This window comes from Streptomyces millisiae (assembly GCF_031845425.1).
Classification (GTDB): domain Bacteria; phylum Actinomycetota; class Actinomycetes; order Streptomycetales; family Streptomycetaceae; genus Streptomyces; species Streptomyces millisiae.
In genome coordinates this window covers 82,749-98,736 of sequence record NZ_JAVREM010000001.1, presented here as the reverse complement: position 1 = coordinate 98,736, position 15,988 = coordinate 82,749, and the positions used below count along the sequence as shown (strand labels likewise).

11 protein-coding genes and 1 pseudogene are annotated in these 15,988 nt (G+C 74.9%); 2 read left to right on the top strand and 10 right to left on the bottom strand.

The window, feature by feature from the left end; genetic code table 11:
• Positions 1–21 precede the first annotated feature (21 nt).
• Positions 22–2,346, bottom strand: coding sequence for a glycoside hydrolase family 3 N-terminal domain-containing protein (locus RNC47_RS00435; RefSeq protein ID WP_311594531.1), 2,325 nt, complete (start codon positions 2,344–2,346; stop codon positions 22–24).
• A gap of 162 nt (positions 2,347–2,508) precedes the next feature.
• Here RNC47_RS00435 and RNC47_RS00430 point away from each other — a divergent pair, with 162 nt between their 5' ends.
• Positions 2,509–3,549 carry a LacI family DNA-binding transcriptional regulator gene (locus RNC47_RS00430; RefSeq protein WP_311594530.1) on the top strand — a complete coding sequence of 347 codons (1,041 nt, stop codon included), beginning with the start codon at positions 2,509–2,511 and terminating at the stop codon, positions 3,547–3,549.
• Positions 3,550–3,576: 27 nt separating this feature from the next.
• On the opposite strand, the gene RNC47_RS00425 is transcribed toward RNC47_RS00430, so the two are convergent.
• The 8 genes from RNC47_RS00425 to RNC47_RS00390 form a co-directional block, all read right to left on the bottom strand.
• The gene (locus RNC47_RS00425; protein WP_311594529.1) at positions 3,577–4,401 is read right to left on the bottom strand and encodes a M23 family metallopeptidase; all 825 of its coding nucleotides are present in this window, start codon (positions 4,399–4,401) and stop codon (positions 3,577–3,579) included.
• Positions 4,402–4,439: 38 nt separating this feature from the next.
• Positions 4,440–4,949 carry an ArsR/SmtB family transcription factor gene (locus tag RNC47_RS00420; protein WP_311594528.1) on the bottom strand — a complete coding sequence of 170 codons (510 nt, stop codon included), beginning with the start codon at positions 4,947–4,949 and terminating at the stop codon, positions 4,440–4,442.
• Positions 4,950–5,053: 104 nt separating this feature from the next.
• Positions 5,054–5,380, bottom strand: a complete 327-nt coding sequence (locus RNC47_RS00415) for a plasmid stabilization protein (protein WP_311594527.1) — start codon at positions 5,378–5,380, stop codon at positions 5,054–5,056.
• A 67-nt stretch (positions 5,381–5,447) separates the two neighbouring features.
• On the bottom strand, positions 5,448–8,297 hold the full coding sequence (locus RNC47_RS00410) for a DUF5682 family protein (RefSeq protein ID WP_311594526.1): 2,850 nt from the start codon (positions 8,295–8,297) through the stop codon (positions 5,448–5,450).
• A complete protein-coding gene (locus RNC47_RS00405) occupies positions 8,294–9,424 on the bottom strand; it encodes an ATP-binding protein (RefSeq protein ID WP_311594525.1) in 1,131 nt (376 codons plus the stop codon). The genes RNC47_RS00410 and RNC47_RS00405 overlap by 4 nt, the downstream gene beginning before the upstream one ends.
• A gap of 35 nt (positions 9,425–9,459) precedes the next feature.
• Complete coding sequence (locus RNC47_RS00400) at positions 9,460–10,752, bottom strand: VWA domain-containing protein (RefSeq protein ID WP_311594524.1); 1,293 nt, start codon at positions 10,750–10,752, stop codon at positions 9,460–9,462.
• Positions 10,749–12,140 carry a hypothetical protein gene (locus RNC47_RS00395; RefSeq protein WP_311594523.1) on the bottom strand — a complete coding sequence of 464 codons (1,392 nt, stop codon included), beginning with the start codon at positions 12,138–12,140 and terminating at the stop codon, positions 10,749–10,751. The genes RNC47_RS00400 and RNC47_RS00395 overlap by 4 nt, the downstream gene beginning before the upstream one ends.
• On the bottom strand, positions 12,140–12,652 hold the full coding sequence (locus RNC47_RS00390) for a hypothetical protein (protein ID WP_311594922.1): 513 nt from the start codon (positions 12,650–12,652) through the stop codon (positions 12,140–12,142). Before RNC47_RS00390 ends, RNC47_RS00395 begins: the two co-directional genes overlap by 1 nt.
• Before the next feature lie 269 nt (positions 12,653–12,921).
• Here RNC47_RS00390 and RNC47_RS00385 point away from each other — a divergent pair.
• Positions 12,922–13,830 (top strand): annotated as a pseudogene (locus tag RNC47_RS00385) (methyltransferase); the annotation flags it as partial.
• Here RNC47_RS00385 and RNC47_RS00380 read toward each other — a convergent pair.
• Positions 13,805–15,889 carry an NAD-binding protein gene (locus RNC47_RS00380; protein ID WP_311594920.1) on the bottom strand — a complete coding sequence of 695 codons (2,085 nt, stop codon included), beginning with the start codon at positions 15,887–15,889 and terminating at the stop codon, positions 13,805–13,807. The pseudogene RNC47_RS00385 and the gene RNC47_RS00380 sit on opposite strands and share 26 nt — an antisense overlap.
• Positions 15,890–15,988 lie beyond the last annotated feature (99 nt).

Sequence of the window (15,988 nt, the reverse complement as noted above, 5' to 3'; positions counted from 1 at the left end):
GGCCGGCCGGCGACCGCGGGTTCAGCGGGCCGCGCTCACCTCCACCGGGGTGCTGAGGACCCGGGCGCCGGTCAGCACGCGGGTGGTGCCCGTGACGGCGAAGTCGCAGGTCAGGGGCAGGTCCTCGCTGGAGTGCCCGACGGCGACCGTGAAGGTTCCCGGCTCCACGACCCGGCGGTGGTCCACGCCGGTGAACGAGGTGCGGTCGGCGTGCAGCCGGAAGCCGACCCGGGCGGCGGTGCCGGCGGCCAGCGAGACCCTGGCGTAGCCGACGAGCTCCCTGACCGGGCGGGTCACCTGGGCCGTGTGGTCGGAGAGGTAGAGCTGCACGACGTCGTCGCCGTCCCGGTCGCCGGTGTTGCGCACCGTCACCTCGACGGTGAGTTCGCCGTCGACCGGGATGTCGGTGGCGCTGAGGGTCAGGTCCTCGTAGCGGAACTCGGTGTAGGAGCCGCCGTGCCCGAAGGGGTAGCGGGGCGAGGGGTCGAGGTTGGAGACGCCCTCGCTGAACCGGCCGAGCGGCGGGGCCAGGTAGGTGCCGGGCTGACCGCCGTGGTGGTTCGGGACGCCGACCGGCAGGTGGCCGCTCGGGTTGACCCGCCCCGAGAGCACCCCGGCGACGGCGGCGCCGCCCTCGGCGCCCGGCAGGAACGCCTGGACGACGGCGGCGCAGCGGTCCGCGAAGGCGCCGAGCGCGTAGGGGCGGCCGGAGACCACGACCAGCACCAGGGGGGTCCCGGTGGCCAGCAGCGCCTCGACGAGGTCGGCCTGGGCGCCGGGCAGCCGCAGGTCCGTGGCGTCGCAGCCCTCGCCCGAGGTGCCGCGGCCGAACATGCTGGCCAGGTCGCCGACGGCGGCCACGCAGACGTCGGCCCGCTCGGCCGCCTCGACGGCGGCCGGGATGCCGGCGGGGTCGGGGTCGAGGACGGCCACGCCCCTGGCGTACTCCACGTCGGCGTCCGGGAGTTCGGCGCGCAACGCGGTCAGCAGGGAGTCGATGGGCAGCCCGGTGCCGCGCTCCCGGTAGCGGGAGAGGACGTGGTTGGGGAAGGAGTAGCAGCCGAGCAGGGTGCGCGGGTCGTCGGCGCAGGGGCCGGTCAGCGCGATCCGGCGGGCGGTGGCGGGCAGCGGCAGCGCGCCGTGGTTGTCGAGCAGGATCACGGACTTCTCGGCGAGCTCCCGGGCGATGGCCCGGTTGGCCGCCGGGTCGAGGTCGACGGCGCCGCCGTCGCCGGTCTCCGCGGGCACGGCCCGCCAGTCGGGGTCGAGCAGCCCGAGCGCGACCTTCTGCCGCAGCACCCGGCGCGTGGAGCGGTCGACCAGCTCGGCCGGCGCCAGGTCGGCGATCCGGGCGTACGCGTCGGTGGCGGGCAGTTCCACGTCGATGCCGGCGCGCAGCGCCAGGGCGCCGGACTCGGCGCGGGTGGCGGTGACGCGGTGCGTCAGGTCGAGGAAGGCGACGGACCAGTAGTCGGAAACGACGGTGCCGGTGAAGCCCCACTCGTCGCGCAGCACGCCGGTGAGCAGCCCCCGGTGGGCGGCGGCCGGCAGCCCGTCGAGGTCGGCGTAGGAGTTCATCACGGAGCCGACGCCGCCCTCGCGGACGGCCATCTCGAACGGCGGCAGGATCACGTCGGCGAACTCGCGGGGCCCGATGGGGACCGGGGCGTGGTTGCGGCCGGCGCGGGAGGCCGAGTAGCCGGCGAAGTGCTTGAGGGTGGCGATGACGCCGTGCTCCTGCAGGCCCCGCACATAGGCGGTGCCCAGGGTGCCGACCAGGTAGGGATCCTCGCCGATGGTCTCCTCCACGCGGCCCCAGCGGTAGTCGCGGACGACGTCGAGCAGCGGCGAGAGGCCCTGGTGGACGCCGACCGCCCGCATGTCGCGGCCGATGGCGGCGGCCATCCGGCGCACCAGCTCCGGGTCGAACGTGGCGCCCCAGGCGATGGCGGCCGGGTAGACGGTGGCGCCCAGGGTGGTGAAGCCGGTGAGGCACTCCTCGTGGGCGATGGCGGGGATGCCGAGCCGGGTCCGCTCGGTGAGGTGGCGCTGGTAGCCGGTGAGCCGCCGGACGCCCTCGGCCGGTTCGACGGGCTCGCTGCCGAAGACCCGGGTGAGGTGGCCGAGGCCGTGCGCGGCGGCCTCCTCGAACGGGCGGTGGCCGGCCTCGAAGGCGCTCTGCATGGGGGCGACGTCCGCGCCCTCCGCCTGGGCCTCGGCCACCACCCGCGGCCAGTGGGCGCCGAGCTGGGCCAGCTTCTCCTCGGTGGTCATGACGGCGAGCAGCGCCTCGACCCGGTCGTCCGGGGAGAGCGAGGGGTCGCGCCAGGGCACGAACTCGGACATGGATGCTCCTTCGTCCCCGATGGAAAAAGTTTCAAGTTGTTTACTAAACATCTGGCACCGTAGGTCGCCGACAGGCAGGCGTCAATACGGGCAAGGCCCCCCGAAACTATTTCGCTTCGCCTCGTGTAGGGTGGCGACTCGACACGGCGCGAGGCGGAGGCGATGGCGCGAACGAACGGCACCCGGGCGACCCTCGACGCGGTGGCCGCCGCGGCCGGGGTGTCCAAGGCCACGGTCTCCAAGGTGCTCAACGGGCGGCCCGGCGTCTCCGGCGAGACTCGGGAGCGGGTCAGGGAGGCCATGCGCCGGGTCGGGTACACGCCCACCACCGGGCCCCGCGATCCGGCGCCGGCCGGCACCGTGCAGGTGGTCTTCGACACGCTGACCAACCCCTACGCGCTCCACGTGCTCGGCGGGGTGCTCGCGGGCGCGGACGAGTTGGGCGCCGAGGTGGTCACCAGCGTGCTGCGGCCCGACGGCGGCGCGCGGGTGCGGCCGCCGGGCCCCGCCTGGCTCGAACAGCTCAGCGCCCGGGGGCGGGCCGGCCTGATCCTGGTCACCTCGGAGCTGACGGCGGAGGAGATCGCCGCCTGCCACCGCCTCGGCCTGGGCCTCGTGGTGGTCGATCCGCTCAACCCGCTGGACGAGAGCCTGGTCAGCGTCGGCGCCACCAACTGGGCCGGCGGCGTGCAGGCCACCGAGCACCTGCTCTCCCTCGGCCACCGCAGGATCGGCTACGCCAGCGGCCAGGACCGGTCGGTGCCGGCGCGCGAGCGGTTGCACGGCTACCGGGAGGCGCTGGAGTCCGCCGGTGTCCGCCCCGATCCCGAGCTGGTCAGGTTCGAGGCGTTCGACCCCGACGCCGGGCGCCGGATGACCGAGGCGTTGCTCGACCTGGCCGAGCCGCCCACGGCGGTCTTCGCCGGCAGCGACAGCATCGCCATGGGCGTGCTGGCGGCGGCCAGGGGCCGGGGGCTCCGGGTCCCCGGCGACCTGAGCGTGGTCGGTTTCGACGACACCTTCGGCACGCTGTGGACCGACCCGCCGCTGACCACCGTCCACCAACCGCTGCGCGACATGGGCCGGGTCGCGCTCCGCACCACCCTGCAACTGGCCAGGGGCGAGACCCCGGACTCGCACCATGTGCAGCTGGCCACCCGGCTGCTGGTGCGCGGCTCGACCGGGCCGCCGCGCCGCCGCTGAGGTCGGCGCGGCAGCCCGGCGGCCCGGTCAGGAGGTCGTCGAGAGCTCGTCGCCGCTCACCGAGAACCGCTCGCCGTTGGCGGGGACGCCGACGCCGCGCCAGGTGAACGGCAGCCCGCGCGCGGTGGTGAGGTCCGGGCCGTCCATCAGCTGGAAGTGCAGGTGGGGCTCGGTGGAGTTGCCCGAGTTGCCGCAGCGGGCCACTGGTTGGCCGGCGGTCACCCGGTCGCCGGGGCGGACGGTGAGCGAACCGCGCCGCAGGTGCGCGTACATGGCGTACACACCGCCGCCGAGGTCGAGGATCAGGTGGTTGCCGACGACCCGGCCGGGGCCGGCCGTGTCCCGGACCAGCCCTTCGAGGAACAGGTAGGCCAGGGCGGGGTAGGAGTTGCGGCTGAGGTGGTCGCGGTGCCGGTCGGTGGCGTGCACGACGGTGGCGTCGGCGACCGCGAACAGCGGCTGGTCGAAGGCCGGGAAGGCCCGGTTGCCGCGGGCGATCGGCCACCAGCCGAAGGCCGGTGCCGGGCGGTCCTCGGGGGCGGCCGTGATGTCGATCGCGTGGGACTGCCCGTAGCCGCTCGTGCCGTGGCTCGGCACCTTGTCGGCCGGGCTGTTCAGCGCCGACCAGCGACCGGTGACCGGGACCCCGACCTCGACGGCGGCCTTCGTGCTCGCCCCCTCCCCCTTCGGCGCCGGCCGGTGCGCCGACTCGGCGGCGATGCTCGCCAGGATGGCGCCGCCGACCAGCAGCCAGCCCCAGAGCATGGAGAAGTCCAGCCAGAGGCCGGCCACCAGTTGGAGGAAGAACGCGGCCATCAGGGTGCGACGGAGTATCGAGAGGGTCTTGAGCATCGGCTCCGGCCTTTCGTGCCTGCGGGCGGGCGAGTGGGTCAGGGTTGGGCCGTGGCGAGCGCGACGAGCAGCGGGACCACCCGGCCGGGCGGCACCTCGTAGCGGCCCCTGGCGGCGGCGTGCAGCCAGCCGGCGGCGGTCAGCTGACGCAGGTGGTGGTAGATCTGGCCGGTGGTGCCGAGGTCGTCGAGCGCGGCCAGCTCGGCGGCGGTGTGCCTGCCGCCGAGGATCTCGCGGAGCAGCCGCAGCCGCACGGCGTGCCCGAGGGCGGCGAAGGACTCGGCGGCCTCCGACCAGTCGTGGTCGAGGAGCGCCTCGGCGGTCAGCCCGTACTGCCAGTCGAAGCGCTGACCGGTCGGGAGCCGGACCGTGCCCGTGAACAGCACTCCCCCGGCCTCGGCCCCCGCCTCGGCGAGCCGCGCCTTGAGGCCGTCGAGCGCCCAGAAGTCGCCCTCGGCGGGCGGGACGGCCGCCGCCCGCCGGTCGGCCGACTCCTCGAGGGCCGCGAGGCGGCGCTCCAGCTCGGCGACCCGCTCTTCCAGATCCATATCGCGAATATACGTAACTACGTAATCCACGGTCAAACGAAAGGCGGCGACCGGTCTCGTCCCGGACCGGTCGCCGCCTCGTCAGGGGCGGTGCGTCGGGCCGCTCAGCGGCCCAGCGCCTTGCGCAGCTCGTCCTTGGTCATCGAGGAACGGCCCTCCACGCCGCGGCGTTTGGCCTCCTCGTAGAGCTGGAACTTGGTGGGCCCCTTGGCGCCCCGGTGCGAACGCTCGCCGCCACGCTGGTAGGCGGACTTCGAGTCCCGCGTCGAGACCTTGCTCGACGACTTGGCCTCGCCCGAGCGGGCGCGCTGCTTATTGACCGTGCGGGACGCGATCTCCTTCGCGCGCCCGAGGGTCGCGCCGCGCCGCCGGGTGCTGTCCTTGATGTGCTCGTACTGACGCTCACGCTTACGGCTCGATCCTGCCGGCATGGCACCTCTCCTCGTCCGGGGACCGTATCGGCCGCCGGGTACCCGGGGTCGCTCCGGGTAAACGGCGTCAGCGCGCGCGGCCGGCGAGCAGCCGGGCCACGGCCTCGGCGGTCGCGGGGTGGCGGGCCACCAGCGGGCCGGCCGCCGGCGGACCAGCCGCCGGCCGGGGCCGCCGCCACCCGGCGTCACAGCCGAGCAGGGCGGCCACCGCGTCGCAGCTGGCGGGCGCGCCGGCCAGCAGCTCGGCGACCGGCCCGACGGAGGCCGCCGAGGCGGTCGGCGCCGACGACCGCCGCTCCGCCGCCCACGGCGGCACCCAGCCGTCCAGGGCGGGCAGCGCGGCGGGGAAGGTGCGGCCCGCCTCGCGGACCAGCAGCGGCAGCAGGCCGCCACCGTCGGCCCGCAGGGTGGTGATCAGGCGGGGCAGCCAGGGCAGCAGCACCGCGTCCGGCAGGTCGGCGAAGGCACGGGACAGCACCTCCACCACGAACGGCGTCAGCGTCGGCACCGACTCCAGCGCCTGCACGAATCCGCTCACGTAGCGGGGGAAGGCCGGGATCACCAGCGGGTTCGCCAGCAGCTCGGCGCAGCGCTCGCGCAGCTCGTCCGGCGAGAGCAGCCCGAGGCGCGACTTCGCCGCCCACAGCAGCGCGACCTTCTCCGGCGCCTCGGGATGGGACTGGCGGACGGCGAGCTCCAGCTGGGTGTGGTCGCAGCCGAGGGACAGCGCGAGGCTCTCCATGCCGAAGAGGAAGCCGAACATGGCGCCCACCTGGCGCACCCCGGCGTCGTCGTCGGCGAAGGCGGTGGGCAGCAGGGTGCAGTAGTGCGCGTAGCCCGCCGTGACGAACTCCTCGCACCAGCCCGGCAGTTCGGACTGGGTGGCGTGGTAGTGGGCGAGCAGCCGGCGGATCTGGCGCACCACCCGGGGCGCGTGGTCCACGGTGCGCTCGGCGGCCAACAGCTCGACGGCGCGCGCGCCGAGCTCGTCGGCGAGCCGGCCACCGCCCAGGTACAGGACGGCCTCCTCGACGCCCTCCAGCGCGGCCGCCGCGGTGGCGGTCGGCGCCCAGGCGTCGCGGCGCAGCCGCTGCTCGAGCACCTGCTCGATGGTGACGCCCTCGTAGCCGAGCTCGACGATGGCCCGCTGCTCGCGGCCGATGGCCAGGTCCCAGCTCTCCTGGATGGAGCGCTCACCGAGCCGGCGCGCCCCCATGATCGGGCGGGCCACGTCGCCCAGCAGCCGGCGCAGGATCCACAGCAGGTCCGAGCACGGGCGCAGCTCGGGATTCGCCTCCAGGTCGAGCAGCGCCCGCTGGTTGGTGCGGGCCTGGAGGTTGAGCCCGAGGGGCGCCAGCCGGTCGAGCAGGTCGCGGGCGAGCGGCGGGAGCGCGTCGTAGCCGACGGATCCGATCCGGTCGCCGCCGAGCAGGATCCCGCAGAGCCGGCGCACGTCGCGGCGGCCGGGCACGGTGTCCTTCTCGACGCAGGTGACCGCCGCGTCCTCGAAGTCGTAGGGGGTGGGGCGGTCGCGGCCGCGCATGCCGGCCAGCAGCACCGAGGTCTCGTAGACGGCGATGGCGTCGGCGGTGCTCGCCTGGTAGCCGTTGCGCCGGGCGAGCCGGACCAGGTCCACGCACCAGCCGAGCAGCTCCTCGGCGTCGAGCCCGTCCGGCTGGGGCGGGGTGCCGAGGAAGCCCGAGAGCCGGTCGGCGGGCGGCCCCGGCCGGTCCGCCGGGGCGGTGGCCCGACCGCGCCCGGCCCGCCGGCCGGACGTGGCGCCGGCCTGCGCGCCGCCGGACCCGCGGCCGCCCAGCCGGTAGGGGGTCACGCCGTGTCGGGTGAGCGCCCGCTGCCAGGCAGCGGCCGCGACGGACACCGCTCCCGGTGCCAGGCCGAACTGCGCCTCGACGGCCGAGTGGCTGGACGGGATGAGCCCGTACCGCCAGGTGGTCCCGGTGCGCGGGCCGATCTCGTACGCCGGGGCCTCGGCGGCGAGCCCGAACTGCTCGACGCGGCTGGCGGCGTGGAAGGCGCCGCAGACGTGGAGGCAGCGCGCCGGGTCGGCGCCGGAGGTCGCCAGGTGCTCGCGGATCCTGGTCCACATGTAGCGCTCGCGGTCCGTCTCGCGCGCGTCCCGCTCGGGCCGTTCCGGGCGCAGCCGCCGGAAGAGGCTGCCGATCATCACCATGACCTGGCGGTAGGTGTCGTAGTCGGCGCCGGCCAGCGGCCGCTCCACGTACTGCTCCCACCACTCGGTCCAGTGCCGGACCCGGCCGTGGTGCAGCAGGTGCTCCTCCAACTCGGCGAAGCGGGGCCGCAGGTCGCCGATCTCGATGCCGACCGCGTCCCCGTGCAGGGCGGCGTCGCCCGCCGGCGGGTCCGCCGCCGCCCGCTCGTCGTGCTCGTCCCGCCGCAGCCACTGGAAGACGTGGTCGGTCGAGCGGTCGACCAGCACGAGCTCGACGCCCGGGGTCCCCAGGGCGTAGGCGATGGCCTGGTACTCGGCGGAGGCCTCGGTGATGGGCGCGACCACGCTGAGCGGCGCCCAGCCGGGCGGGAAGCCGTCGAGCTCGGTGGCGAACGCCTGGAGCGCCACCGGGAGCCGGCAGTTGCGCAGCTCGTCGAGGAGCGGCCGCAGGTCCTCGCACAGCTCCAGGTAGATGACGGTGGGGCGCTTCTCCCGCAGCCGCCGTGCCATGGCGAGCGCCGAGGCCGGCGAGTGGTGGCAGACCGGGAAGATCTCCAGCTCCTCGCGCAGCGCGCGGTCGACGTCGTCGACCATGCCGGCCAGGATGTCGGGCACCGCGCCCGGGTCGCCGGCGAACGCGTCGGCGGCGGCGAGCAGTTGCTCACGCAGGGCGGCGAACGGCGGGGCGGTGTCCGGCGCCGCGCCGGGGGTGGCCTGCCCGCTCATGACAGGGTGGCGATCGCGTCGCGGCCGCCCTCCAGGAACTCCTGCCAGGGGCCGCCCTCGTCCTTCCTGGCGCGGGGCTCGACGACGCCGTGCCAGAAGGTGTTGAGGATGGCGAGGTCCTCGGGGCTGCGCCTGGCCAGCGAGCCGACCAGGGAGCCGGCGAGGGTGCGGGCGCCGAGGGCGCGGTCCCCGAAGAACTGGCTGTGCAGGATGGCGTCCTCCAGGACGCCGATCTGCTCGGCGGTGGAGAGCGAGGACTCGAGCCGCTGGTCGTCGCTGGTGGCCGAGGCGGACGCGGCCCGCAGGTCGGCGAAGCTCTGCAGCAGGATGTCGAGCAGCGAGGGCGGCACGTCGAGCTCCATCCGGTGCCGGCGCAGCAGTTCGCCGGTGCGGAACCTGACGATCTCGGCCTCGCTGCGCTTGTTGGTGACCACGGGGATGCGGACGAAGTTGAACCGCCGTTTGAGCGCCGACGACAGGTCGTTGACGCCCCGGTCGCGGCTGTTGGCGGTGGCGATGACGGAGAAGCCCGGCTTGGCGAAGACCACGTTGTCCCCGCTGCCGCCGTCGAGTTCGGGGATGGACACGTACTTCTCCGAGAGGATGGAGATCAGCGCGTCCTGCACGTCGCTGGTGGCCCTGGTGAGCTCCTCGAAGCGGCCGATGACGCCCCGCTCCATGGCGGTCATGATCGGCGAGGGGATCAGCGACTCGCGGGACTGCCCCTTGGCGATCACCATGGACACGTTCCACGAGTACTTGACGTGGTCCTCGGTGGTGCCGGCCGTGCCCTGGACGACCAGGGTCGAGTTCCGGCTGATGGCGGCGGACAGCAGCTCGGCCAGCCAGCTCTTGCCGGTGCCCGGGTCGCCGATGAGCAGCAGGCCGCGGTCGGAGGCGAGCGTGACGATGCACCGCTCGACGAAGCTCCGGTCGCCGAACCACTTCCGCGGTATCTCCCGGTCCAGGCCGTCGGCCCGCTCGGAACCGAGGACGAACAGCCGGACCATCCGGGGGCTGAGCCGCCAGGAGAACGGCTTGGGCCCCTCGTCGACGGACTCCAGCCAGTCCAGCTCCTCGGCGTACTTGACCTCGGCGGGGGCGCGCAGCATGTCGGTGTCGGTCATGAGTGCTTCTTTCGTGGGAACGTTCGCGGAAGGGGTCAGGCGAGGAAGTTCTTGAGCTCGAACACGAGCTTGCGGATGTGGCCCGAGATCACCGGCGTGCCCAGGTCCTTGAGGCGCTGCCGGAACCACGGGTTCACGCTGGCGCCGCCCGAGCTGTTGACCGAGCCGACCGGGATGACCCTGACGCCCGACCGGTGCAGGGACTCGAAGTCGGTCATCAGCGCCTGGTTGTCGTAGAAGTCGGAGATCCACACCAGCGCGGTGTCGCGCGGGTCGGCGATCTTGGGCCGGACCCTGGCCATCGCGACGGTGCCGTCGGTGCCGCCGCCCAGGGTGGTGCGCAGCAAGGTCTCGAACGGGTCGCGCACCCAGGGGGTGAGGTCGAGGGCGCGGGTGTCGTAGGCGACGAGGTGGACGTCGACCTTGGGGAGGCCGGCGAAGATCGAGGCGAGGATGGTGCAGTTGACCATCGCGTCGACCATCGACCCCGACTGGTCGACCACCACGATCAGCCGGGCCGGCGTGGTGCGCCGGGCGGTGTGCCGGTAGAACAGCCGGTCCACGTAGAGCCGCCGGTCCTCCGGGCTCCAGTTGGTGAGGTTCTTCCAGATGGTGCGGTCGATGTCGAGGTTGCGGAACACCCGCTTGGGCGGCACGGACCGGTCGAGGGTGCCCGCGCTGGTCTTCTGGACCTGGGTGCGCAGGACCTCGGCGACCTGGTCGACGTAGGAGCGGATCAGCGCCTTGGCGTTGGCCAGCGCCACGCCGGAGAGGTTGTCCTTGTCGCGCAGCAGCTGCTCGATCAGCGACATGCTGGGGGTGAGCCGGCCGGCGAGCGCCGAGTCGGCGAGCACCTCGCGCAGCCGCATGCGGGAGACCAGCTCGCCCTCGACGCCGGCCAGGGTGGCGGCCAGCTCCCCGCCACCCTCGGTGCCCAGCGCGCGCCGGCACCAGCCGGCGTCCCGCTGCCAGTCGGCGAGCTGCCCGGCCGTCACCGGGCCGCCGCCGGTGGCGAACGCGTTGAGCAGCAGCTTGGAGACCAGCGCCGCACGCCGCGCCTGCTCGCGCGGGTCCTCGTCGGCGCTCTCCGTGGAGTGGTCCGCGAGGTCCTGGAAGGCGCCGGCCAGCTCGGGGAAGCGCTGCACCAGGTTGTCCACCGAGACGGCCGGGTCGAGGAGCGCGGGCGGCAGCCCGAGATCGTCGACGACGGCCACGCTCGCGGACTCGAGGGCGGGCTGCTCCTCGTGGTCGAAGAGGCGGGACAGCAGCCGCCAGTAGAGGACCTGGCGGCGGTTCGGATACGGCTGTGCGCCGTTGACGTCGGTCATTTCCGCAGCAACCGCCCCGCTCGCTCGCGCAGCACGGCGACCGGGTCGCCGGCCCGCGTCTCCGCCTTGGCGATCTTGGGGTCCGTGACGCCGAGCGCCCAGGCGCCGCTGTGTGCCTCGACGGGGGCGCGCCTGACCGTGGCCTGGAGCGCGAGCGGCTGGAGCAGCCAGCGGTCGCCGTCCCTGCGCAGCAGTCCGAGGCAGGCCGAGGAGGCCGCCACGAGCCGCGGCGTGAGCGGCCCGCACGCCGGCAGCCGGCGCACGTCGAGCGGGAGCGTGGTGCCGTCGAGCTCCAGCGTGCCGCCGTCCGAGGTGTAGCCCTCGACCAGTACGGGCTCGGCGATCCGCACCGGGTGGCGCTCCAGGGGCGGCGTCGGCGGGGCCACGGCCAGGGGCAGCGACACCCGGGCGGTGGCGAACGGGTCGGTCGGCTCGCCCACGGTCGCCCGGGCGTCGTCCCAGACCAGGTCGCCGCCGGGCAGCAGCGGGAGCTCGGAGATCTCCAGGGCCCGGCGCTCGGCGAGCGCGGCGAGCAGCGCCGGGTGCCGGTGCAGCAGCCGCCAGACGGCGGGTCCCGTGATGGTGTCGACCTTGCCCGCGCTGACCGCGGCGCGGACCAGGCGCGGCGGGCCGCCGGCGGCGGGCTCCAGGACGGCGTGCGCCTGGACCTGGACGACCGTGCCGTGCTCGTGCACGTCGGCGCCGAGGATCAGCAGCCGGCCGGAGACCGGCTCGGCGCCGGCGGCGGACGACTCGGTCGCCCGGGCGAGCAGCAGGGCGCGAGCCCACAGGTCCGCCCAGCGCCTGAGGGGCAGCCGCGCCATGGCGGCCACCGGGGAGGCGGCACGCAGCTCGGCGGCAAGGCCGTCGAGCAGCACGGCGAGGCGACGCTGTGCGGGGTCGGCGAGCAGCGCCTCGACGGTCTGGTCCACGGCGGCGACCAGGTCGTGGCCGACGCCGCGCCAGCCGGCGATGGCCAGCTCGCGCAGCCACGAGCGGCAGCCGGCGAGCGGTCCCGCGGCCGGGGCCGGCGTGCCGCCCGCCGGCTCCGGCCACTCGGCCCTGGTGCGGCCGAGCGCCGCGTCGAGCGCGGCCAGGTCGGCGTCGTGCAGGGCGCCGAACAGCGCGGTACGGGCGCCCGCCAGGGCCGCCAGGTGCTCGTCCGTCACGGATCCGGCGGCGATCTTCTCGACCGCCTCGGCGACCGCGGGGCCGAGCGGGCTGCCGGCGAGGGCGGCGGCCAGGTCGGTGAGCGCGGTGGCGTGCTCGCCGCCGAGGCGGGCCAGCCCCTCGCCGAGGGCGGCGTCGAGGCCGGCCACCAGGTCGAGGGCGGCCGCCGCCCCCGGTGTACCCGCGGCGTGCAGCGCGGCCAACTGGGCTCCCAGCATCAGCGCACCGCCTCGACGGCCGGGAACCAGTGCAGCTCGGGGAGCGGCGCCGGGTGGTCGGGCAGCTCCAGGTAGGCCAGGTGGCGCAGGAAGCGGCTGAAGACGGCGGCCGTGGCGCCGGACTCCCGGCCGCCGTCGAGACCGGCGAGCAGGTCGCCGTCGGGGCCGACCTCGGCGTGCAGGTAGCGGGCGACGCGCTCGAGCCCGTACTGCAGCACCGCCTCGTCGACCAGCGCCCGCAGGTGCTTGCACGGCCGCTGGCCGAGGCCGCCGCACGGGCGGTTGTTGTTGGTCCCGCAGCTGAAGCCGTGGGTGCGGGCGGCGATCGACGAGACATAGACCCGCGCCAGGTCGGAGCCGCTGGACACCACCCCCTGCAGCCGCCCCTCGGCCAGCTCGACGAAGGGCACCTTCGCCAGCTTGCGCGGCCGGACGGGCTCCACCACCCGGACCGTGCTGCCACGCTCCCACGCGGCCGTCGCCACGTCCTCGACCTCGATGTCCACGACCATCGGTCTCCCGCCCGGCGCGCCCGCGCCATCGCCCATGCGTGTGAGGATCGACGCGGGTTCTCCCCCGGCGCGTCGATCTTGGGAACAGCATGGCGGCGACCACTGACAATCCCTCAGAGCACGGAGGATGACCGCTCAGCGCATCATCGGATCACCCGATTCATCGGGGAATCATCCTTTTCGTCGCCGATGGTGCGTTATTGACACCGACTCGGGATTTTTCCCTAATAGGCGGAGCGGCCCCGCCACTCGACAGCCAAGGAGTCTGCGTGACGACCTCGTCCGTGATCGCCGAAGCCGCCGCCCACCCCACCCCCAGCACCACAGCCGACTTCATCGCCCAGGCCAACTCCCTCTGCGACGCCCAGGCCCTGCTCACCGCCCTCGACCTCGACCTGTTCACCACCCTGGCCGCCGGCCCGGCCGACCTGGAGTCCCTGCGCACGGCGCTCGGCCTGCACGGTCGCGGCATGGCGGACTGGCTCGACCTGCTCGTGCACACCGGCATGCTGGAGCGCGAGCAGGACCGCTACCGCAACTCCCGGGTGGCCGACACCTACCTGGTGCGCGGCCGCCCCGCCTACACCGGGGACGTGCTGCGCCGCCGCATGTTCCCCGCCCTGTTCGCGCTGACCGACTCGCTGCGCACCGGCGAGCCGCACGGCACCGACGAGTTCACCGACACGGTGCACCGCCTCGACGTCGTGCGGCAGTTCGCCAACCAGATGGACTTCATCACCGACTCCCTGGCCGGGCCGCTCATCGACGCCTACGACGGCTGGGGCCGCCACCGCACGGTGCTCGACGTGGGCGGCTGCCGGGGCGGCGTCCTCACCCGGGTGCTGCGCGCCCACCCACACCTGACCGGAAAGGTGTTCGACCTGCCGATGATGGCGTCGCTCTGCGCCGAGCAGGCCGCCGCCCACGGCCTGCGAGAGCGGATGTCCTTCCACGCCGGGGACTTCTTCGCCGACCCGCTGCCCGGGGCCGACGTGGTCATCATCGGCCACACCCTGGTCAACTGGCCGGCCGAGCGGCGCGGCTTCCTGCTGCGCGCGCTCTTCGAGAGCGTCAACCCGGGCGGCGTCCTGCTCGTCTACGACCGGATGCTGACCGGCGCGCGGGACGAGACCCAGCGCCACAACCTGCGGGTCAGCCTCTCCATGCTGGTGATGACCAGGGGTGGCTCCGGCTACCCGCTGGACGAGCTGCGCGGGCACGCCGCGGCGGCCGGATTCGCCTCCGTGACGCACCAGCCGCTCGGCGAGTACGACACCCTGGCCGTCTGCCACCGGGCGGCCGACTAGCGGCCGGGAGCCGGCCAAGCAGCTCGGCAAGACCGCGGCGGGTGGCGGCCAGCACCACCCGGTCCTCCGGGCGCAGCACATAGCCCGGGTGCAGCTCCCACAGCAGTCCGGCGCCGTCCCCGCGACCGGCGTCCGCCGGGCGGGCCGTCAGGTCGGGGTGCCGGTCGGCCGGCGCGCTGGTGTCCAGCGCGACCACCCGCCAGGCGCCGGGGCGGTTGGCCTCGGCCACCGTGCGCCCCTCGAACTCCGCGTGCCCGGCGACCTCCACGGCGGCGAACAGCAGCACCCGGCGCTCGACCGGCATCGCGCCGAGGATCTGGCGGCCCATCATCGCGCCCGCGAAGGCGGGCGCGGCCAGCGACGAGACGCTGCGGCTCCTGGTGAGGGCGCCGGGGTGGGCGGCGCGCAGGGTGCGGTAGACGGCGGACGCGAAGTCGTCGTCGTAGAGCCGCAGCGCCACCCGCAGGTCGGGGCGGAGCGAGCGGGCGTAGAGCGCGGCCTCCAGGTTGGTGGTGTCGGAGCTGGTGAGCGCCAGCAGCGCGCCGGCCCGCTCGATCTTGGCGGCCTCCAGCACGCCCTCCTGGGTGACGTCACCCAGCACCACGGGCACCCGAAGCCGGCGGGCGAGCGGCACCCCGCGCGCCTCGGGGTCCTCCTCGACGCACACCACCGGGATGTCCAGTTCCTTGAGCCGGCCGAGCACCCGGGTGCCGATCTTGCCGAGGCCCAGCAGCACCACGTGTCCCGACAGGGCACGCGACGGGCGGCGCAGCGCCGAGCTGCCCCGGAAGGCACCCAGCGCCTCGAGCGCGCCCGCCACCAGGATCGGCAGCAGCGCCAGGCCGACGAGCCCGGACAGCAGTTGCAGCACCTGCCGGGGCGCCGGCTCCCCGATGGCCGGCTCGTTGATCGAGAACAGGTCGAGCACGATCAGGTACGTCGCGTGCACCGGATCGTCCGGCGTGGTGAACAGGGACGTGACGGCCAGCCCCAACACGGCCAGCACGACGCCGGCCACGGCCCAGCGCAGCCGGCGCGAGAAGATCTCCGCGAGCGGGGCGGCCGACGCCACCCGCCGCGCGGGCCGCGGGCCGGCGTGCGCGACGGTCTCCAGCACCATCGTGCCGCGCCCGGTGGCGGCGGCGACCGTCTCCTCGTCGGGCAGCAGTTGCGGGGCGCGGGGCCCGCTGCTGTCCGAACCCTCGGCGCCCGCGGGGTCGTTGGTCGTGGAGGACAGCAGCGCCAGCACGCAGAGCCCCGGGTCGGCGAGCTGGCCGGGCCCCGGCGGCGGCCGCTCCACGGCCCGCAGCAGCAGCCCCTCCGCCTCGACGATCTTGCTGGTGCCCGCGACCGCGGTGGCGGCGAGCGCCGGGGCCGCCGTGTCGGCGTCCGAGAGGATGGTGGTGGCCGCGTCGACGGTGGCCCGGTCGGCCTCCGGCAGGGCGACCGCGGCGGCCTGGTCGAGGAGGCGCGCCAGGTGTTCGCCGAGCTTCCGGTTGTAGAGCCGGATCACCAGCCGCAGCCGGGGGTTGAGGCGGCGGGCGGCGAGCGCGACCCGGATGTTGGCCTCGTCGTCCTCGTAGACCAGGGCCAGCGCCGTGGCCTGCTCGACGCCGGCCTGGCGCAGCACCTCCTGGCTGGCCTCCGCCGCGGCCATCTCCTCGACGGGCAGCCGGATCTCGCCGCTCGAGTCGTCGATGCGCCGCGCGAAGACGCCGGTGTCGTCGGGGGCCGCCGGCCCGGGGCGGGTGACGGCGGCGGTCACCCGGCGCAGCAGGGTGGCGGCCCTGGCCCGGCCCGGCGTGGGCGAGGCGGGCGCCCCGTCGGCGCCCGGAGCCGGCGGGACGACCAGGGTGACCCGCTCCCGGTAGACCTCGTGCAGCTCGGCGGCCAGCCTGGCGGCCAGCGCGTCGTCGCCGCAGACGATCATGTGCCCGGGCGCGCCGTCGCGCCGGCTCTGCTGGGGAAGTGACGTCACGAGCCAAGTCTCCCCCGAGCCGGTCGTCGGCCCAACCACCCAGGTCTGCAC